Source organism: Pseudomonas hygromyciniae, from assembly GCF_016925675.1.
Lineage (GTDB): Bacteria > Pseudomonadota > Gammaproteobacteria > Pseudomonadales > Pseudomonadaceae > Aquipseudomonas > Aquipseudomonas hygromyciniae.
On sequence record NZ_CP070507.1, the window covers coordinates 14,023 to 33,147 of the forward strand.

Annotated in this window: 23 protein-coding genes and 3 pseudogenes; 18 read left to right on the top strand and 8 right to left on the bottom strand. The window is 60.2% G+C overall.

Annotation, left to right across the window (positions count from 1 at the left end; translation table 11 throughout):
- The first annotated feature begins 46 nt into the window (after window positions 1-46).
- From JTY93_RS27515 to JTY93_RS27530, 3 genes and pseudogenes are all read left to right on the top strand, one after another.
- Window positions 47-310 carry a type II toxin-antitoxin system RelB/DinJ family antitoxin gene (locus tag JTY93_RS27515; RefSeq protein ID WP_020303033.1) on the top strand — a complete coding sequence of 88 codons (264 nt, stop codon included), beginning with the start codon at window positions 47-49 and terminating at the stop codon, window positions 308-310.
- Window positions 297-578, top strand: coding sequence for a type II toxin-antitoxin system YafQ family toxin (locus JTY93_RS27520; protein ID WP_011282522.1), 282 nt, complete (start codon window positions 297-299; stop codon window positions 576-578). Before JTY93_RS27515 ends, JTY93_RS27520 begins: the two co-directional genes overlap by 14 nt.
- A gap of 165 nt (window positions 579-743) precedes the next feature.
- Window positions 744-1,045, top strand: a pseudogene (locus tag JTY93_RS27530) (hypothetical protein); the annotation flags it as partial.
- A gap of 89 nt (window positions 1,046-1,134) precedes the next feature.
- Here JTY93_RS27530 and JTY93_RS30210 read toward each other — a convergent pair.
- Complete coding sequence (locus JTY93_RS30210) at window positions 1,135-1,902, bottom strand: methyl-accepting chemotaxis protein (RefSeq protein ID WP_375373164.1); 768 nt, start codon at window positions 1,900-1,902, stop codon at window positions 1,135-1,137.
- A gap of 165 nt (window positions 1,903-2,067) precedes the next feature.
- A pseudogene (locus JTY93_RS30215) lies at window positions 2,068-2,799 on the bottom strand (methyl-accepting chemotaxis protein); the annotation flags it as partial.
- 1,011 nt (window positions 2,800-3,810) lie between these two features.
- Here JTY93_RS30215 and JTY93_RS27540 point away from each other — a divergent pair.
- The 3 genes and pseudogenes from JTY93_RS27540 to JTY93_RS27550 all read left to right on the top strand — a co-directional run.
- Window positions 3,811-3,987, top strand: a pseudogene (locus JTY93_RS27540) (TniB family NTP-binding protein); the annotation flags it as partial.
- Window positions 3,984-5,201 carry a TniQ family protein gene (locus tag JTY93_RS27545; protein WP_003465063.1) on the top strand — a complete coding sequence of 406 codons (1,218 nt, stop codon included), beginning with the start codon at window positions 3,984-3,986 and terminating at the stop codon, window positions 5,199-5,201. The pseudogene JTY93_RS27540 and the gene JTY93_RS27545, both read left to right, overlap by 4 nt.
- A gap of 60 nt (window positions 5,202-5,261) precedes the next feature.
- A complete protein-coding gene (locus tag JTY93_RS27550; protein WP_000904941.1) occupies window positions 5,262-5,876 on the top strand; it encodes a recombinase family protein in 615 nt (204 codons plus the stop codon).
- 52 nt (window positions 5,877-5,928) lie between these two features.
- Here JTY93_RS27550 and merE read toward each other — a convergent pair whose 3' ends face one another.
- From merE to merT, 6 genes are read right to left on the bottom strand one after another with little or no spacing between them, the layout of a single operon-like run.
- Window positions 5,929-6,165: a broad-spectrum mercury transporter MerE gene (gene merE, locus JTY93_RS27555; protein ID WP_001087809.1), complete on the bottom strand. Its 237-nt coding sequence runs from the start codon at window positions 6,163-6,165 to the stop codon at window positions 5,929-5,931.
- Window positions 6,162-6,527, bottom strand: a complete 366-nt coding sequence (merD, locus tag JTY93_RS27560) for a mercury resistance co-regulator MerD (RefSeq protein ID WP_003465059.1) — start codon at window positions 6,525-6,527, stop codon at window positions 6,162-6,164. Before merD ends, merE begins: the two co-directional genes overlap by 4 nt.
- Window positions 6,528-6,543: 16 nt before the next feature.
- Window positions 6,544-8,190, bottom strand: coding sequence for a mercury(II) reductase (gene merA, locus JTY93_RS27565; RefSeq protein WP_032488713.1), 1,647 nt, complete (start codon window positions 8,188-8,190; stop codon window positions 6,544-6,546).
- Window positions 8,187-8,432 carry a mercury resistance system transport protein MerF gene (gene merF / locus JTY93_RS27570; protein WP_000654684.1) on the bottom strand — a complete coding sequence of 82 codons (246 nt, stop codon included), beginning with the start codon at window positions 8,430-8,432 and terminating at the stop codon, window positions 8,187-8,189. The genes merA and merF overlap by 4 nt, the downstream gene beginning before the upstream one ends.
- A 2-nt stretch (window positions 8,433-8,434) precedes the next feature.
- A complete protein-coding gene (gene merP / locus JTY93_RS27575; protein WP_000735441.1) occupies window positions 8,435-8,710 on the bottom strand; it encodes a mercury resistance system periplasmic binding protein MerP in 276 nt (91 codons plus the stop codon).
- Between the two features lie 15 nt (window positions 8,711-8,725).
- Window positions 8,726-9,076: a mercuric ion transporter MerT gene (merT, locus tag JTY93_RS27580; protein WP_001294667.1), complete on the bottom strand. Its 351-nt coding sequence runs from the start codon at window positions 9,074-9,076 to the stop codon at window positions 8,726-8,728.
- A 71-nt stretch (window positions 9,077-9,147) separates the two neighbouring features.
- Between merT and merR the strand changes: the two genes are divergently transcribed.
- From merR to JTY93_RS27640, 12 genes are all read left to right on the top strand, one after another.
- A complete protein-coding gene (merR, locus tag JTY93_RS27585; protein WP_000429838.1) occupies window positions 9,148-9,582 on the top strand; it encodes a mercury resistance transcriptional regulator MerR in 435 nt (144 codons plus the stop codon).
- A gap of 217 nt (window positions 9,583-9,799) precedes the next feature.
- Window positions 9,800-10,375, top strand: a complete 576-nt coding sequence (locus tag JTY93_RS27590) for a recombinase family protein (RefSeq protein WP_033902375.1) — start codon at window positions 9,800-9,802, stop codon at window positions 10,373-10,375.
- Window positions 10,376-10,379: 4 nt separating this feature from the next.
- On the top strand, window positions 10,380-12,017 hold the full coding sequence (locus JTY93_RS27595) for a DDE-type integrase/transposase/recombinase (RefSeq protein WP_205478558.1): 1,638 nt from the start codon (window positions 10,380-10,382) through the stop codon (window positions 12,015-12,017).
- Window positions 12,007-12,978, top strand: a complete 972-nt coding sequence (locus tag JTY93_RS27600) for an ExeA family protein (RefSeq protein WP_024015038.1) — start codon at window positions 12,007-12,009, stop codon at window positions 12,976-12,978. The genes JTY93_RS27595 and JTY93_RS27600 overlap by 11 nt, the downstream gene beginning before the upstream one ends.
- Before the next feature lie 365 nt (window positions 12,979-13,343).
- A complete protein-coding gene (locus tag JTY93_RS27605; protein ID WP_205478544.1) occupies window positions 13,344-13,778 on the top strand; it encodes a hypothetical protein in 435 nt (144 codons plus the stop codon).
- Window positions 13,779-13,791: 13 nt separating this feature from the next.
- Complete coding sequence (locus tag JTY93_RS27610) at window positions 13,792-14,427, top strand: recombinase family protein (RefSeq protein ID WP_205478545.1); 636 nt, start codon at window positions 13,792-13,794, stop codon at window positions 14,425-14,427.
- A gap of 452 nt (window positions 14,428-14,879) precedes the next feature.
- Complete coding sequence (locus JTY93_RS27615) at window positions 14,880-15,434, top strand: helix-turn-helix domain-containing protein (RefSeq protein WP_205478546.1); 555 nt, start codon at window positions 14,880-14,882, stop codon at window positions 15,432-15,434.
- A gap of 24 nt (window positions 15,435-15,458) precedes the next feature.
- Complete coding sequence (locus JTY93_RS27620; protein ID WP_205478547.1) at window positions 15,459-16,121, top strand: hypothetical protein; 663 nt, start codon at window positions 15,459-15,461, stop codon at window positions 16,119-16,121.
- Window positions 16,122-16,138: 17 nt separating this feature from the next.
- Window positions 16,139-16,429: a hypothetical protein gene (locus JTY93_RS27625; RefSeq protein WP_232866809.1), complete on the top strand. Its 291-nt coding sequence runs from the start codon at window positions 16,139-16,141 to the stop codon at window positions 16,427-16,429.
- Window positions 16,422-16,970 carry a hypothetical protein gene (locus JTY93_RS27630; protein ID WP_205478548.1) on the top strand — a complete coding sequence of 183 codons (549 nt, stop codon included), beginning with the start codon at window positions 16,422-16,424 and terminating at the stop codon, window positions 16,968-16,970. The genes JTY93_RS27625 and JTY93_RS27630 overlap by 8 nt, the downstream gene beginning before the upstream one ends.
- A gap of 134 nt (window positions 16,971-17,104) precedes the next feature.
- Window positions 17,105-18,376, top strand: a complete 1,272-nt coding sequence (locus tag JTY93_RS27635) for a DUF1173 family protein (protein WP_205478550.1) — start codon at window positions 17,105-17,107, stop codon at window positions 18,374-18,376.
- 1 nt (window position 18,377) lies between these two features.
- Window positions 18,378-19,118 carry a hypothetical protein gene (locus JTY93_RS27640; RefSeq protein ID WP_240344549.1) on the top strand — a complete coding sequence of 247 codons (741 nt, stop codon included), beginning with the start codon at window positions 18,378-18,380 and terminating at the stop codon, window positions 19,116-19,118.
- Window positions 19,119-19,125 lie beyond the last annotated feature (7 nt).

Consider the following 19,125-nt stretch of genomic DNA (forward strand, 5'->3'; position numbering starts at 1 on the left):
GAAGGATTGAGCTACAATGTAGCTCATCAATCTGGAGGATCAAACCATGTCCGCAAATGCTGTAGTCCGTGCCCGTATCGACGAGCACATCAAGGAAGAGGCGACCGTCGTGCTGGCAGCGATGGGACTCACCGTGTCTGACGCCTTCCGCATCATGTTGACCCGAGTCGCCCGCGAGAAAGCCTTGCCGTTCGAGCCGCTGATTCCGAACGCCACCACCATCGAGGCGATGAAGGAAGCGCGCCGTGGCGGCTTGAAGTCGTTCGCTTCCGTCGAGGATCTGATGGCGGATCTGAATGCGGACGATTGAACAGACCAGCCGGTTCAAACGCGATTATAAACGCGAAGCCAAAGGCCCGCATCGTCAGACGCTGGCGAGCGATTTCATTGCCGTCGTCACAGCCCTGGCGAATAACCAGCCTCTGGCCGAGAAGCACCGTGACCACGCCCTCACCGGCGACTGGAAAGACCACCGGGACTGTCACATCAAGCCCGACCTGGTGTTGATTTACCGCAAGCCGGATGACGCCGTGCTGCAACTCGTGCGTCTCGGATCGCATAGCGAGCTTGGCCTGTAACGCCGGGGTCTGCCCAGGACAAGGAAAGAAGCTACATGACAATCAGCATCACCGACGACGATTGGAACGAACTGACTCCCGAGAGTTTCGATACCACCGCACTGCTGCGGGCAGTCGATGCCGTGGACGAGCTGCGCGGCGATTGAGTGACAACGCAGACGGCGGGCCTCCGCAACTGCGCACCGACCTGTTGAAGCTGCATCAACTGGCGATGAGGTGATCCAGGTGCGGATTCGAGAGCACGTCATCGCCACCAATGACATGCGTCTGTTCGGTCTGCACCTACTGGGGCAGGCGTCGCTGCGCATGGAGCAAGCGCTGTGGCCAGAAGAATATGAGCGGATGACCCGCGAGGTCGAAGAAGCTCTCCGTGAGGCCGACGACCCCAACGCCAAGTCGTACACCCACGAGAAGTCATGCAGGCGATGCAGGAACGAATCGACCAAGCACGAGACAAGCCATGTTGATCGGCCCTGCCCCAACTCCCTCGAACTCGGATGAGTCGGACCTAGCAACGTGGTGACACCGATCATCTAGGGCCGGAGCAGAGCCTGTGTCAGCCCGCGAGGCGGTGCGTCACTTCGCTGAGCTGGGCCGACAGCGTATGCAGGTTCTGGCTGGCTGCCTCGGTACGCTCGACATTGTCCTGGTTGGTGGTGGCGATGGCGGTAATTTCGGTCAGATTGCGCGAGATATCTTCCGCCACGGACGTCTGCTCTTCGGCAGCGGTAGCGATCTGACGGTTCATGTCGCGGATCGCTTCGACTTCTTGGGTGATGCGCTGAAGCATGCTGCCCGCTTCCGTAACCTGTTCGACACCTTCGTTGCTGCGGGTTTGTCCATTTTCAATCGCACGCACCGCATCCACCGCGCCGGTCTGCACCGTGTCGATAATCTGATGAATTTCAGCGGTGGAGTCGGCGGTGCGCCTGGCCAGCGTGCGCACCTCGTCGGCAACGACGGCAAACCCGCGTCCGGCATCGCCCGCGCGGGCGGCTTCGATGGCTGCGTTTAGCGCCAGCAGATTGGTCTGGTCGGCGATGCCGCGAATAACTTCCAGCACCTTGCCAATGCGACCGCTATCGGTCTCCAGACGGCGTATTACCTCGGCGGTGTTGCTGATCTCGCCGCGCATGTGGGTAATGGTCTGGATAGTCGAACGCATCATGGTCTCACCCTGCTGCGCCGAATGATCGGCCGCATCCGCTGCACGCGCGGCTTCGGCGGCGTGACGGGCGACTTCCTGCGCCGTAGCGGACATTTCATGCATGGCGGTAGCGACCTGATCGGAGCGCGAGAACTGCTCGCGAGTGCCTTGGCCCATCAGTGCGGCGATGGCGCTCAATTCACCACTGGCGCTGTCCAGGTCCGAGGTGTTGCGTTGCAGGAGGGTGAACGTATCGGCAAGGAAGTCACGCAGGATATTCGCGGCAACTGCCAGACGTCCCAATTCGTCAGCACGGGACGCATCGACGCGCTGTGCAAAGTCGCCCTGGCTGAGCTTGGCGATGTGGTCGATCAGGTGACGGATGGGGGCGATCAGATTGCGGTTTACCAACCATAGGCTGAGCAAGGCGATGAAAACGCCAGCGGCTAGCATTACCAACGAGCCGACGACTATTTTACGATCTGCGGCTTCGCTGATGGTTTCCGAACGATGCAGCGCCGAATCGCGCTGCTGGATGACCAAACCACTGAGCTGTTCGCTGGTGGCACGGTCGATGCCTTGAACCGCCTCGTCGCCGGCGAATGGATCGTTTCCGCCGGCGATGTAGGCCGCACGGCCCGCGCGGTAGGCGGCGCCGAGGCGCCGGTGCTCCTCGTGCAGGTCGCGGAGCTGCTTTGACAGGGCAGGGTTGTGCTCGCTTCGCTCAACGAGTCTGCCCAGGATGTCCTGGACCTTTCGTTCCTGGTTCTCGAAGCTTTGCCAGTACTTGCTCAAGGCTTCAGGTGATTTGCCACGCAGCAAGACGTTCTTCCACTCCTGCACCTGCACTTTGAATTCCACGTTGGCTTCGTCGATCAGGCGCGACGTTTCGATCGGACCCTTGAGTAGTTGTTGATACTTGGAAATGTCATCCGACAAGAAGGAAAAACTGGCGAAGGCGATCAGCAATATCACCAACAGGCTGCCGCCGATCAGTGTGAGCAGCTGAGCGCGCAGGGATTTTTTCAAGAGCATCTGGGCGGTCTCGTATCGAAAGGGGGGCGCTTGAGTCATACGCAAGATTGAGCGAGCGGTCAGCCAAATGACCGTTCGTTCGCCCCCTTATGTCGGCGTACCGCTGCGATACTTGAACGCTTTCAGACCAGACGCAGATGGTTGTCCCAGAGCCCTGCCGGCAATTGCAGCGCGGTGCTGACGAAGCCCCCGCTGGCGGGGTCGACCGTTAGGACAAGATGTCCGATCCGCGCTCATCGAAGCCTCCGCGCCTGGCCGGGGCACTTCTACCCGTGTGTTCGCGCAGTTGCGACAGCCAACCCGCAGGGAGTTTTTGCGGTTCATCCGCGTGGCTTGAGGAGACCAAGTTTCCGTCGCGGTCAAATAAGCTCATGCGCTTGAAAACCGGGTCCTCGGCGAGCATTCGCGCGGCTCGTCTCTGGTTTGGCCTTAAGCTACCGGCGCCCCTATCTGCCTGGTCTGCACTCTTTACTATACCGAACGACGAATGTCAGATCGAGCGCTCGGCGATCGGGAATATTTTTCGCCAAGCAAGGGCTACGCATGTCGCGAGATTCCAGCGCCTACGACTGGTGTTTAGAGTCGGCCAATACTCCTGTCCGGCCGGTCAGCCATGCGTCCTTGAGTCGTCGTGAATCCTGGCGGGATCGGACCTGGGCCCACAACCGTTCCCACCGAACATTTTCCCCGCCGGCGAGCGGCTTTCTCGCGCAACAAATTGTTCGGAGCTCAAGGTCCTTCTCTACGTTTCGGCTGCATTGGCAGTGCGTTCGGCCCTCACCCGCCGATCGGCTCACAACAAGGACGCGATGGGCGCGACCATGAATCCGAAAGGAGAACACCATGGCCATCATCGGCATCTTTACCACCTCTAAAGACGGGGCTAGTTGCAGTTAATGTGAGTAGGGAACGATGGAATGCAAGCCGGCGCGGCTGAATGCAAGCTCGCTCGCAAATAATCTGAGCCAGACGGCTCCGTCAGTCGCAGTTAATCTGAGCCGGAAATTGCGCTGATTGCGAGCACGGCCGTTTTCGATTGCAAGCCGGTACAGCTACCTGCTCACCCGGAGCGAAGGCACCATCGGCGAGCTTGCACATCTGCTGGTGGCGGCGGCCGTCGCCGCCGTGGAGAGTGGCGAGGAAGCGATCAACCACCGCACGCTCAGCATGGCCGACTACATCGGCCCCAGTGAGCGGCGGCGACAGTTCGAGCGGGAACTGATGTGAAGTCCGCGCCGCGCTGGCCGCTGCATCCGGCACCCAAGGAAGGCGAAGCCCTGTCCTCATGGCTCAACCGGGTCGCCGCCTGCTACCAGATGGACGTGCACGAGCTGCTGGCCCACGATCTTGGTCACAGCCAACTTGATGACCTGGATACCGCACCATCCTTGTCGTTGCTGACGGCGCTCTGCCAGCGCAGTGGCGTCGAGCTGGAGCGGTTGCGCAGCATGAGTCTTGCAGGCTGGGTGCCGTGGCTGCTCGACAGTCTCGACGATTCGGTACCAGCAGCCTTGGAAACCTATACATTCCAATGCGCGGTGCTCCTGCCCAAGCGCACCCGCAAGGTGCGGTCCATCACTCGCTGGCGTGCCTGGCTACCGAGCCAGACGATTCGCCGGGCGTGTCCGCAGTGTCTGAACGATCCAACGAATCAAGCTGTGCTACTCGTCTGGCAGCTCCCCTTGATGCTGAGCTGCCCGCAGCATGGCTGCTGGCTGGAGTCCTACTGGGGCATGCCCGGCCGGTATCTTCAGTGGGAAATCGCCGATGCTGCGCCGCGCCCTGCCGATGACGCAATCGCCTGCATGGACCGGCGCACCTGGCAGGCGCTGACGACGGGTTTTGTGGAGCTGCCGCGTCGGCGTGTCCACGCCGGCTTGTGGTTCCGGCTGCTGCGCACCCTGCTTGATGAGCTGAACACGCCGCTCTCGCACTGCGGCAGTTGCTCGGCGAGCATCCGCCATGTCTGGGAGCGCTGCGGCCATCCGCTGCGCGCCGGGCAGAGTCTGTGGCGTCCCTACGAGATTCTGGCCCCGGCGGTGCAGTGGCAGATGCTGGAGGCGGCGGCCACCGCCATCACGCTGATCGAGTCAAAGGCGCTGATCCCGCGCGGGGAACAGGCCGCGCTGTTTCAGACGGAGCCGCACACTGGTTTCACCAACGGCCTGCCGGCGAAGGTGCCGAAGCCGGAACCCATCAACCACTGGCAACGAGCAGCCCAGGCCATCGATGAGGCCATCATTGAAGCGCGACACAACCCGGAGACGGCCCGCTTGCTGTTCACACTGGCGTCCTACGGGCGACGCGACCCCGAATCCCTGGAACGTTTGCGCGCCACGTTCACCAAGGAGGGCATCCCGCCGGAGTTTTTGTCACATTACGAGCCTGAATGGCCGTTTGCAGGTCTTAGACTAAATGACGGGTTAAGTGACAGTTTTTGACGGCGAGAACTTTCTGGCTCACACTGTCACATAATCGAACGTATATGTGACAGGTACGACATGCTGATAGGCTACATGCGGGTATCGAAGGCGGACGGCTCCCAGGCTACCGATTTGCAGCGCGACGCGCTGATTGCCGCCGGGGTCGATCCAGTACATCTTTACGAGGACCAGGCATCCGGCATGCGCGAGGATCGGCCCGGCTTGACGAGCTGCCTGAAGGCGTTGCGAACTGGCGACACACTGGTCGTGTGGAAACTGGATCGGCTCGGACGCGACCTGCGACATCTCATCAACACCGTGCACGACCTGACTGGGCGCGGCATCGGCTTGAAGGTATTAACCGGGCACGGCGCGGCCATCGACACCACGACCGCCGCCGGCAAGCTGGTCTTTGGCATCTTCGCCGCCCTGGCCGAGTTCGAGCGCGAGTTGATCGCGGAGCGCACGATTGCCGGCCTAGCCTCGGCCCGCGCGCGCGGGCGGAAAGGCGGCCGGCCGTTCAAGATGACCGCCGCCAAGCTGCGGCTGGCGATGGCGGCAATGGGTCAGCCAGAGACCAAGGTCGGCGACCTGTGCCAGGAACTTGGCGTCACGCGGCAGACCCTGTATCGGCATGTTTCACCCAAGGGTGAGCTACGTCCAGATGGCGAGAAGCTACTCAGCCGAATTTGATGCCGGCATGAGGCAACGTAGCGACAGCGTGGTTTGTCTCAATGGGAAGCGCTCATGATCGATCTTTGAAGGCCCGCAGCAGTCGTGTCACAGACAGGACGAACAAACCGGTCAGCGTGAGGGCTGCGATACCCCAGTACTCTCCGATGAACGCGCCGGCCGTCGTGCCGGCCAGCACAATGGCGAGAATCGGCAAATGGCAGGGACAGGTGAGCACGGCCAGCGCGCCCCACAGGTAGCCGGTGATCGGTTTGTGCGTCTCGGACGGCAAGCGCTCGGGGCTGTTCATGGCAGACTCTCCGCGTGCTGTGCCGGCTCGGTCGGCATGGTGGCCAACTGCACCTCCAGATCGGCCAACGCTTCGCGCCGACGCTCGACGAACTGGCGCAGAACGGCAAGCTGCGCGGCCGCTTCATCGCCGTCCGCAGCATCCAGCGCCCGGCACAGCCGCGCCAGCGCGTCCAGGCCGATGCCCGCCTCGAAGGCCGCCCGCACGAAGCACAGCCGTTGCAAGGCGGCATCATCGAACAGGCCATAGCCGCCCGGGGTGCACGCCACCGGACGCAGCAATCCGCGCAGCAGGTAGTCGCGCACGATATGCACGCTCACCCCGGCATCAAGGGCCAGCCGGGACACGGTGTAGGCGCTCATTGAAAACCTCCTTTTTTTATCCAGCGCAGCAGGAAAGCTGCTTCACGTCCTTGTTGAAGGTCTGCGCCGCAAGCTTCAACCCCTCGACCATTGTCAGGTAGGGGAACAACTGGTCGGCCAGTTCCTGCACCGTCATGCGGTTGCGGATGGCGAGCACCGCCGTCTGGATCAGTTCGCCCGCTTCCGGGGCCACCGCCTGCACGCCGATGAGCCGTCCGCTACCTTCCTCGATGACCAGCTTGATGAAGCCGCGTGTGTCGAAGTTGGCAAGCGCTCGCGGAACGTTGTCGAGTGTCAGCGTGCGACTGTCGGTCTCGATGCCATCGTGGTGCGCTTCCGCCTCGCTGTAGCCCACGGTGGCGACTTGCGGGTCGGTGAACACCACTGCCGGCATCGCGGTCAGATTGAGGGCTGCGTCGCCGCCGGTCATGTTGATCGCGGCACGGGTGCCGGCGGCCGCTGCCACGTAGACGAACTGCGGCTGGTCGGTGCAGTCGCCGGCCGCGTAGATGTTCGGGTTGCTCGTGCGCATGCCTTGGTCGATAACGATGGCCCCTTGCGCATTGACAGTGACCCCCGCCGCGTCCAGCGCGAGGCTGCGCGTATTCGGTGCCCGACCGGTGGCAACCAGCAACTTGTCAGCGCGCAATTCACCGTGTCCGGTGGTCAGCACGAATTCGCCGTTCACATGGGCGACCTGGCTGGCTTGCGTGTGCTCCAGCACCTCGATGCCCTCGGCGCGGAAAGCGGCTGTCACGGCCTCGCCGATGGCCGGGTCTTCCCGGAAGAACAAGGTGCTGCGTGCCAGGATCGTGACCTGGCTGCCGAGCCGGGCAAAGGCTTGCGCCAGTTCCAACGCCACCACCGACGAACCGATCACGGCCAGGCGTGCGGGAATGGTGTCGCTGACAAGCGCTTCGGTGGAAGTCCAGTAGGGTGACTCTTTCAGGCCCGGAATCGGCGGCACGACCGGACTGGCACCGGTGGCGACCAGGCAGCGGTCGAACGTTACCTCGCGCTCGCCACCCTCGTTCAAACGGACGACCAGGCTCTGGTCGTCCTTGAAACGCGCTTCACCGTGCAAAACGGTGATGGCTGGATTGCCGTCCAGGATGCCTTCGTATTTGGCGTGCCGCAGTTCATCGACACGGGCCTGCTGCTGGGCCAGCAGTTTGCTGCGGTCAATCGCAGGCACAGTTGCCGCAATACCGCCGTCGAACGGACTTTCCCGGCGCAGATGGGCAATATGGGCAGCGCGGATCATGATCTTGGACGGCACACAGCCGATATTGACGCAGGTGCCGCCGATGGTGCCGCGTTCGATCAGCGTGACCGTCGCGCCTTGCTCGACGGCCTTCAGCGCCGCCGCCATCGCGGCCCCGCCGCTGCCAATGATGGCGATATGCAAACCGGCGCCCTCAAGTGCATCACGGATTTTTGGTTCATCTTTGAAATCACCAACCCGGATCGAGCCTTGATAACCCAATGCGGCGATGGCGGCCAGCAGTTGGTTGTGGCTCACGGCGGTGTCTGCCATGACTTGCGCGCGGCTTTCTGGATAGGACACCACAGCGGCATTCACGCCGGGAATCTTTTCCAAAGCATCTTTGACATGGGTGGCGCAGGATGTGCAGGTCATGCCATTCACGGTGATTTCGGTCATTTTTTTACTCCATTGAATTTCGGGGTGCAGCAGGCATCGGCTTGGCGTTTTCGTTGGATGGCGTAGATGGTCAAGCCGATGAAAATCGCCAGCGCAGGCAGCAGCACATAGTCCAGATAGCCGGTCAGCGCGGACAAGCCGACCACACCGAGCAAAATGACCAGAACAGGGGTGAAGCAACACAGCGCCACGAGGGTTGTGCCAATGATGCTGACCCGCAGCAGTGTCTTCGGGTCTTTCATGATCAGTTCTTGACTGATGATGGGTAGCCCGCATCCTCGGTAGCCTTGGTCAGTTTCTGCACGCTGGTCTTGGCATCATCGAAGGTGACCACCGCTTCGCGCGTCTCGAAGGTCACGTCAACTTTACTGACGCCATCGACCTTGGAAATCGCCTTCTTGACAGTGATCGGACAGGCCGAGCAGGTCATGCCCGGTACGGACAGCGTAACGGTCTGGGTGGCGGCCCACACGGGGGCAACAACGGCAGCGAGGGCAAGGGCGGAAAGCAGCTTTTTCATGGTGAACTCCTGTGATCAATAGAAAAATGGCACGACGTAGGGAAATCCGAGCGCGACCAAAACCAGCACGGCCACGCCCCAGAAAATGAGCTTGTAAGTAGCTCGCACTTGGGGAATCGCGCAAACCTCACCCGGTTTGCAGGCGGCTGACGGCCGGTAGATGCGCCGCCAGGCGAAGAACAACGCCACCAGCGCCACGCCGATAAAGATGGGGCGATAGGGTTCCAACACCGTCAAGTTGCCGATCCAAGCGCCGCTGAACCCCAAGGCGATCAGAACCAGCGGCCCGAGGCAGCAAGCCGAGGCGAGGATGGCGGCCAGCCCGCCAGTGAAGAGCGCGCCGCGCCCGTTTTGAGGTTCAGACATACGTTTGTCCTTTCGAATCTGAATTGGATAGCTTAAGCTTACTTCCGTAGTTATGTACGGAGTCAAGCGATATGGAAAACAATTTGGAGAACCTGACCATTGGCGTTTTCGCCAGGACGGCCGGGGTCAATGTGGAGACCATCCGGTTCTATCAGCGCAAGGGCTTGCTCCCGGAACCGGACAAGCCTTACGGCAGCATTCGCCGCTATGGCGAGACGGATGTAACGCGGGTGCGCTTCGTGAAATCAGCCCAGCGGTTGGGCTTCAGCCTGGATGAGATCGCCGAGCTGCTGCGGCTGGAGGATGGCACCCATTGCGAGGAAGCCAGCAGCCTGGCCGAGCACAAGCTCAAGGACGTGCGCGAGAGGATGGCTGACCTGGCGCGCATGGAGGCCGTGCTGTCTGATTTGGTGTGCGCCTGCCATGCGCGGAAGGGGAACGTTTCCTGCCCGCTGATTGCGTCACTGCAAGGGAAGAAAGAACCGCGCAGTGCGGACGCGGTGTAGCCCGAGGGAACTACGCCTTAGCGTGCTTTATTTTCCGTTTTCTGAGGCGACTCCAACGTCAGAAAAGACCGTGCGGTCGACTTTTGATATTTCGTGCTGTCGCCTTCTGAAAGTGACAGCAATTCCCACGCAAACCCGCATCGTTGGCATCCAACTACAGTCTCCATCTTTCAGTATCCGACTACACTGAACTATCGCTGAATAGTTGGACAACGCCATGTTGATTGGATATGCCCGCGTCTCGACCGACGACCAACTCCTCGATCTGCAACGCGATGCTCTGGCGAAGATCGGCTGCGAGCGGGTGTTCGAGGATACCGCCAGCGGTGCCAAGGCTGAGCGGGTTGGCTTGACCGCTTTGCTGGCCACGCTACGCCGTGACGACACCGTGGTGATTTGGCGCCTGGATCGCCTCGGCCGCTCGCTGAAGGATCTGATCCGGCTGGTTGAGCAATTGGACGCCGCCGGCGTCGGCTTGCGCAGCTTGCAGGAAAACATCGACACCGCCTCGATTGGTGGCCGCCTGGTGTTTCACCTGTTCGGTGCCTTGGCCGAGTTCGAACGCAACCTAATCCGCGAGCGCACCCAAGCCGGCTTATCCGCTGCACGGGCGCGAGGCCGCAAGGGCGGACGCAAGAAACGGCTCGACCCGGCCAAGCAGGAGCTTGCCCTGCGCCTCTACCATGAGCGGAAACATACCGTGGCGGAAATCTGTCGGATGATGGGCATCGGCCGCTCGACGCTCTACAACTATCTCACCGAGGCCGAGCGTGATGCCCAGCGGGCGGCGTAAAGCCATCCCGACCGATTCGCTGATGCAGTTGCGGCAGCGGCTCGACCGTCTGCCCAAGAAAAGCCCGGAACGGATTACTCAGGTGGCCGCGATAGCCGAGTTGTACGGCGTGTCCCCAAGCACCGTATACCGGGCGCTGAACCTCATCCATAAACCCCACGCGGCTCACCGCGCCGACCATGGTAAGCCGCGGGTATTGCAGCAGGCCGAGCTGGAGCGCTACTGCGAGCTAATTGCCGCGCTGAAACTGCGCACCACCAACAAACAAGGGCGGCACCTATCTACCCGCCGTGCCATCGAGCTGCTGGAGGGCTATGGGGTGGAAACCGAGCAAGGCTTGGTCAAGGCGCCCAAAGGGGTTCTGACCCGCAGCACGGTGAACGAGTACCTAAGCCGCTGGCACCTGGACCAGTCGCGGCTGTTGCGGCAACCACCGGCCACCCGCTTTCAGGCTGCGCACAGCAATGACTGCTGGCAGTTCGACCTGTCGCCCTCCGACCTCAAGCACATCGATAAGCCGGACTGGATCGATCCGGCTAGGGGCATGCCGACGCTGATGCTGTTCAGCGTGGTGGATGACCGCAGCGGAGTGGCCTATCAGGAGTACCACTGTGTATATGGCGAGGACGCGGAGTCAGCGCTGCGCTTCCTGTTCAACGCCATGACGCTGAAGGCGGACCCGACTTTTCCCTTCCAAGGCCGCCCGAAGATGATCTACCTGGACAACGGCCCGGTGGCCAAACGCCGAGTATTCCAGAACGTCATGCAGGCGCTGGACATCGAATGGCAGACACACATCCCGGCCGGCAAGGATGGCACCCGCACCACGGCTCGCTCGAAAGGCAAAGTGGAGCGCCCCTTCCGCACGGTGAAGGAAGCCCACGAGACGCTGTATCACTTCCACAAACCGGAAACCGAAGCGCAGGCCAATGAGTGGCTGCTGCGTTATCTGGTGCGCACCTACAACGTGCAGGATCATCGCTCCGAACCGCATTCGCGGATTGAGGACTGGCTGGCCAACCTGCCCGTCGAGGGCCTGCGCGAAATGTGCACCTGGGAACAGTTTTGCCGCTTTGCCCGCGAGCCGGAACGACGCAAGGTCGGCGTCGATGCCCGCGTCACCATCGACGGCACGGCCTACGAGGTGGAGCCCGACATGGCGGGCGAAACCGTGGTGTTGCTCTGGGGCTTGTTCGATGACGAACTCTATACCGAGTTCGAGGGGGAGCGCTTCGGACCTTACTACCCCGTCTCCGGGCCAATTCCCCTACATCGTTACCGCGCCTTCAAACGCGGCAAGGCGGATGAGCGCTCTGATCGCATCCGCTTGCTAGCCGGCCAGCTTGGCCTGCCTATCGCCGCATTGGCTGGCGACGATGTGCGACTCACACCCTCTATTATTCCGACGGCACTGCCACGCCAACCCTTCGATGCCGAGGCGCACGAATACCGGTTTCCCAATGCCATCGCCGCCAAGCTCGCCATTGCCGATGACCTAGCGCAGCCGTTGGCTAAGCTCTCTCCCGACGATCAAGCCTTCATCCATCAGGTGCTGAGCGAAACCCTGACACGCCGCATTGTCTTGGAGCGCGTGCGGGGCTACTTCCGCCATAAGAAAACAGGAGAAGAACATGCGGGCTGAAGTAATGCAGCACTACGGACTGGCGTTGCCACTGAACCAGGCCGGCTATTTTGAAACCGCCCACCATCAGCAGTTGATCAAGGACATCAAGGGGGCGATCTTCGAAGGACGGCTGATTGCACTGTGCGGCGTCATCGGCAGCGGCAAGACCGTAATGCTGCGCCGGCTTCAACAAGCGATGGAAGAGGAAAAGAAGATCACGGTCTCCAAGTCTCTCGCCATTGAAAAGCACAGCATCAAGCTGGCCACTTTCATCGCAGCGCTCTTCTATGACCTCTCCACCGAGAAGCAGGTACGCATCCCCACCCAGGGCGAAAAGCGTGAGCGTGACCTACGCGAGTTGGTGAGGAAGAACAAGCGCCCGGTCGCCCTGTTCGTCGATGAGGCCCATGACCTCAACGGCCATACCCTGACCGGTCTTAAGCGTCTGATGGAGCTGGTGGAGGACGGTGACGGGCGGCTGTCGATCGTGTTGGCCGGGCATCCCAAGCTGCGTAACGACCTGCGCCGACCGACGATGGAGGAAATCGGCTACCGCACCGACATCTTCTCGCTCGATGGCATTGCTGGCAGTCAGCGGGAATACATTCAGTGGCTGCTGGAAACCTGCACTGCGGGGAAGGTCGAACCCGAGTCGATTCTGACCGAAGACGCGATCGACCTACTCGCCACTAAACTGCGCACGCCACTGCAAATCCAACTGCACCTCAGCCTGGCACTGGAAGCCGGCTACCTGACCGGCGAGAAACCCGTTTCGGCGGAACTCGTGCAATCGGTGCTGTCGCGCCAACTGGATGATCTGGAGCCAACCCTCACTCGTCACGGCTACCGCATCAAGGATCTAGTGGAGCAATTCGATGCCAAACCCACCGAAATCAAGGCTCTGTTCAGTAATGCGCTAGACCCGGCGCGGGCGGTTGAGTTACGTGACAAGATGCTGGCAGCGGGCTTGCCTATCTGAGTCCTGTCATTTGCAAATAATGCAGGCTGGCGACGATGGAATGCAGGTCGGCGCGGATCAATGCAGGCTCATTCGCAGTTAATGCTGGTTTGCCGGGCCGGTCAGTCGCAGTTAATTCCGGTCGAAAATCGTATTGATTGCAGGTCGGGACGTTTTTAAATGCAGGCCGCTACAGCTAGGCGGCTGGCCAGGCGCCCAACCCTCGCATTCGTCACTTCGGGGACCGGGAAACTATATCGTCACAAATGGGTATACCCTAGTTGATACGCGATCAATACGAACGATGTAGTCATCGCCAGTATTTAAAAAACGCCCATACTGATACGCTCAGTGAGTTACACCCAAACTGGTACAGGAAACGGATCATGGCCGATTTACATTACGGTGCGCTCAAACTCATCAATCGGCTCTTTGCAATGCTGGTTGTGTATCCCGCCGTCGGCATATTCGCCTTGCTCGCGGTGGGATCTGGTTTCTCCTTCAACGGGGCAGCTCAGTGGTTCACCGATATGCAGTACGAAGCACAACAACTCGGCAAAGCTGAACAAGCAGGACACATGCTCGTTAAGCGCTGTGATGAAAGTCACCAGGTGCAAGGCGAAATGCCAAAGCTCGCTGTATGCCAGCGCTGGAATGTGCAGGAGGTGTCAGTTGACGCTGCTACCCGTGAAGGTGGCCGAACATTTCGAAATCAGTACGTGATGTTTCTAGTGCTTGGATTCGGCTTCATGCTGCTTCGCGATTTTTCGCCGATCCTGTGGCGCAGAATGAAATCTGCCAACAGCCAGGTTAACTCCTAACCCAGGAGCATCCATGTTTATCCGCGCTTACTTACGAGCTTCAACCGATGACCAGGACGCTAGCCGTGCCCGTGATCAGCTTGAAGCCTTCGTCGCCGGTTTTGGCCTCGCCATCGCAGCCAGTTACATGGAAAACGCCAGCGGCTCCCATGCCAACCGGCCAGAACTCATCCGCTTGCTGAAAGACGCCAAGCGAGGCGATGTGTTGCTGGTGGAGAGCATTGATCGACTATCGCGCATGGGTGATCAGGATTGGCGGGAACTCAAGGGCGCGATTGACCAGCGCGGTCTGCGTATCGTCGCTATCGACCTTCCTACCAGTCACCAGGGCATGACCTTGCCCACCAACGATGAATTCACCGACCGGATGCTGTCGGCTATCAACTACATGATGATCGATATGATGGCGGCAATTGCCCGTAAGGATTATCAGCAGCGGCGGGAGCGGCAGAGTCAGGGCATCGTCAAAGCGAAAGCAGCTGGTGTATACAAGGGCAGACCAGTGAACGAGGACCTGCGCAAGCGGGTGCGTGAGCTACTGGGCGCGAACCTCGGGATTCGCGCTACTGCCAGGCACGCGAACTGTTCAACCACCACCGTGATGCGTATTCGTGATGAGCTGTCAGTCGAGCCGGGCGGGAATGGGTGACTAGCGCAGGCGCAGCCGGAGTCTGTCAGCCATTCACGACTGGCCGCCGCCGGCAGGCGACTTTGAGGCCCTAACAGCCAAGGCAAACGATCAGGGGATTAGAGATCATAAGAACGGCGACTTGCCGACCCTTGTAATTCGCGGCCTGCAGGGCAGCACCTCGCTCATACTATGCACGAACCTCCGATCATGATCCATGAGCGACCATCGCTCACTATCTATGACCTACCCCTAGCTCATTATCCGTGAGCTAGGTTAGCTCACAGTATGAGCTACCCCCCCCAATGAGCTACCCCTAGCTCATGCGTGAGAGATATCGCACAAAACTTGAGAGATAACGTGCAAGGATGCGCTACCCATCGCTCATCAAATGAGCTAGGGTATGCGTGTCCATGATCGATATCTAACAAATATGCACGATATCGTTCACGCATTTCATCGAAGGAGGCTCAATGGCCAGTGACAATAACGAGATCCGCGCCTACGCGCAGCCTGCCCAGCGTGGTACTTGGGTACAGACGGAACGCGCTGGGCATGAACAGTGGGCCGCGTTGACCGCACAGGCGCCGCGAGCTGCCCAACTGATGCACATCCTGGTGCAACACATGGACAAACAAGGGGCACTCATCATCAGCCAGGCCACGCTGGCCAAGTTGATGGACACCTCGGTCGCCACCACTAAACGCGCCATCGCCATTCTGACCAAGCATAACTGGATACAGACCATCAGCGTCGGTGGCCAGCGTGGTGGCACGCTCGCCTATGTGGTGAATAGCCGTATCGCATGGGCAGATAAACGCGACAATCTGCAATACGCCCTGTTTAACGCTCGGGTCTTGGTTTCGACTGAGGACCAGGCCGATTTGGGCAATAGCCAGCTCAAGCAGCTGCCGACGATGGAGGACGGCGACATTCAGCTGCCTGCAGGGCCAGGTATGGATCCACCCGCGCAGGAATCACTGGAAGGAATGTTGCCGGATATGCCTTCTATCCCCCACGGTAACTGACGCCAGAAACGCCAAGGAGGGTCTATGTGGAAAATCACAATCAGCAAAGAGGACGTTGGAATAGGTCAATTCGGCGGCAGCGTACGGATGAACGATCCAGCGTTGTGGCCGGTACTGCCGGACACTAAGGTTCCACTTACCCCGCTCTGTACTATCACTGAGGCCTTATTGCCCGTTCGTTTCCTGCCGCCTGGCATGGCCATGACGGTGTTCATTGCGCCGAACCGTAAGGCCAACGGCTTCAACTTGTCGACCATGCGGCGATACACCGTGCATCAGCAATCAGAGCTGCAAGCTGCACGGGATAGCGGGTATGCGAGGGTGATCCTCCACACCCTCACCGATCATGAGCTGTCGCCACCGGACTCGGCCTTCATTCTCGACCGCGCATTCATCCGCAAGGAGGAATTCACCGAGGCAGAGGAAGATGCCGAGCTGGAGGACGATGATTTCGGCCTGGAAATCAGCAAGGTGACAGGCCGACCTGCTTTTCTGCAGGACCCGATTTATGAACCTAGCTCTCGCTACATGTGGCTGCTACAGCTAAACGCCTCGGAGCTGGAGGCCATTGGGCCTCGGTACGAAGGCATCTTTGAGGATGGCATTGGCCACCTCATTCTTGATATGCAGGCCCGTAAGGCACCGCAAGGCGCTGAGGCGGGTTATTTCTTCATTCAATTCACCTAACACGCAAGGAAAGCCCGATGCCGAAGCCAACCACCATGAGCTTTGAACAGCAAGAGCTGCACGCCAAGGCCCAGTGCCACGACTGGAACACCACCTACAAGCATGGTGCCCTGGTCAGCTACGCCGAAATTTACGGGCAGGGTGAAACACATCGCGCCGAAACAAGGGGCAATGCGTGGGTGATGTGTGGCCAGGCCGTCATTTTCGTGGATGGTTTGTCAGGCGCTGTGTCGCTTGACCATTGCACCGTTGTCGCCGCTCTCGATGCGGAGAAGAAGTCATCAACCGAGGAAACCGAAAATGTCTGATGAACGCTTTGCGCGCCTGCAGCAGGCGCTTATCGAATCGGCCAAGCAACACCTGGTGGAATTGACCGGGGCTTTGGCATTGCCCAGTGGGGCAGACCGCAATGAGGGGATTTCTTCGGCCTGGTGGCAACTGACCGGACTGACCCAGCTGGTTCACTTTGACAGTGGATTGGATGAGGCGACCAAGCAGGAGCTGGTGGCCATCGACCAGCTGGCCATCCAAGCCACAACCAAACCGGCAGACAAGGCATTGATGGCCACCGAAGCAGACGCCGATATTGCGGCCGTATTGGCTGATCCAACCACTTCTCACTGGCTCAAACACAGCCTGCAGCAAGCGCTGCCGCGTGATCCAGTGGATGCGGTCAATGATGCGGAATGGCTTTTTGAGTTGCTGAATAAACGCTGCGTGGAGCAGCTGCAGGACGTAGCGGAGGCGCCGCCGATGAACATGGAATTCCGCAAAGCGGATGGCAGCACCATACAGATCGACATTACCCAGGCTTCGCCTGTCATCGAGCTGGGCGGTTTCAAAGCTTGACTGGACGCCAGAAAGACGAAACCCGCAGCACGGCAATGCTTGCGGGTTTCTAGGTTTTTGCGAAGGAGCAAAAAGCCACGCGCTCATTGTACATCGAGCGCAGGAGATTTCACAGCGACACGGAGGAATCAGCGATGGCCGATCAACGTTACCCGGTAAGCATCGGACAAGGCGAGAATGCCAAGCAGTATTCCGAGGCCTACCAGACCCAGCCAGGCTATGCGGTGCAGTGGAAAGGCATACTGCAGAAAGCACACGGTCAGGCCCTGGTGCGTTGCTTGTGCCCAGGCAAAGGCACTCGACGCTTGGCCGTACGGCACAGATCCGAACAGGATTCGTTTCACCTGTCCCGCTATCCGCACACCGGCGCCGAGCATGCGCTTGATTGTCTGTACTACTCGCCCGATCCCGACAAATCGGGTTTAGGTGCCTACAGCAAGGGCGTGGTCGAAGAAACCAAGGACGGTGACCTCAAGATCAAGCTCACCCTTTCGCTTCGCAAGAAGGATCCGGCAGAAAACCAGCCGATGGAGGGTACTTCCCCTGCCCCATCGAGCAGCAAGCCTTCCAAACCGGCGATGACCTTGTGTGGCTTGCTCCACTTGCTCTGGAGCGAAGCAGGCCTCAACCAGTGGGTACCAGGTATGGCGGGCAAGCGTGGACTCGGCCTGATTCACAGCCGGCTGCAGCACGCTGCCGACCGCATGCTCGCTTCGCGCATGCGCATTGGTGACGCTCTGCTCATTGCTACAAGTTCGGCTGGCCAGCAGGCCGACGCCAATAGTCAGAAGGTGGCCAGCGCGATCAGAAACAAACGCCGCCTAATCGTCGTCGCCCCCTTGGCGGCGCACTCCGAAGAACGCGAACAGGCAATGAGCGGCTATCTCGCCATCGCTGGCTTCCATGGAGTACCGCGGCTGCTCATGGACGAAGAACTATGGCAGAGGACCGCCAGGAGCTACGCCGCCGCGCTGCGTGGATGGCGGGAAGGACGCCGAGTGATTGCCATTGTCCAGACGGATCAACCCACAGTGCCCAGCAAAGCCCAAGCGCTCAATGTGGCCCTGATGGTTGTCAGTGACGAGTGGATACCCGTTGAGTCGGGCTATGAGGCGGTGATCGAGGCGTTGCTCCGCGATCAGGGGCGCAGGTTCATCAAGCCGATGCGCTTTGATGCGGAGCAGGAACAGGTGTTTCCCGATTTCTGGCTGATGGACGTAGGCGCCGGCAGGGAGCTACCGATGGAAGTTTACGGGCGTCAGGATCCGAAGTACCTGGCCCGCAAGGAAGTGAAGTGCGCCTACTACACGCGGCACTACGGGCCGACCGGATGGTGGTCGTGGGACGCCAGTGCGGACCCTCGAGGCTTGAGCATTCCCGCATTCCCCCCGGCTCGGCACCCCTAACATGGCCACCATTGACTGGGCGCTGTACGACTGCAAGTTGGGCCAGATCAAGGACGTTGAACTGGCCCGGTTGATCGGCTCGACCCCGCACCGGGTACGCCGCCGCCGTGAGCAACTGGGGATTCCGCCATGGTCTGTCGGCAAAAAAATCGAACCCTTCAAGGATCTCTTAGGCTTTGCCGCAGACAGCTCGATAGCTGCCCGCTGCGGCGTGGACGCCAAAAGCGTCAAGGCCTACCGCGAGTCGTTGGGCATCTTGCCCTTTTTCCGGCCCGCGCCACGCAAGCAGGTGCTGCCCATCGGGCACGATCTGAGGCCCTATAAGCCGCTGTTTGGCTACGTCAGTGACCAGGAGATCGCCCAGCTCGCCGGCGTTGATTTGGACCTGGTGCAGGACGTACGCGAGGGGCTTGGCTTTGAACCCGTCCTGCCGTTGCCAGGCAGTACAACACCAGATCCAGTACCAGACTTTCACGGCCCGTTGTTGGGTTACGAATCATTGTTCGCGACCCTGACGCCGACAGAGATCAGCCGAAGAACCGGCGTACCGTACCCTGTGATAGTGCAGCGCTGCGCCTTCTTGGGCATTCAGCCCTACAAGCGTGTTTCGGTAGCGTCCCGCTACGATCACTTGCTGGGAAAGGTGCCTGATGCGCTGGTGGCGAAGCTGGCAGGCGTTTCGCGAGCCAGCATCGGCGCCCGGCGCAAGCGGTTGTCGGCCCAGGCTAAAGCCGAGCTTTAGCTAATTC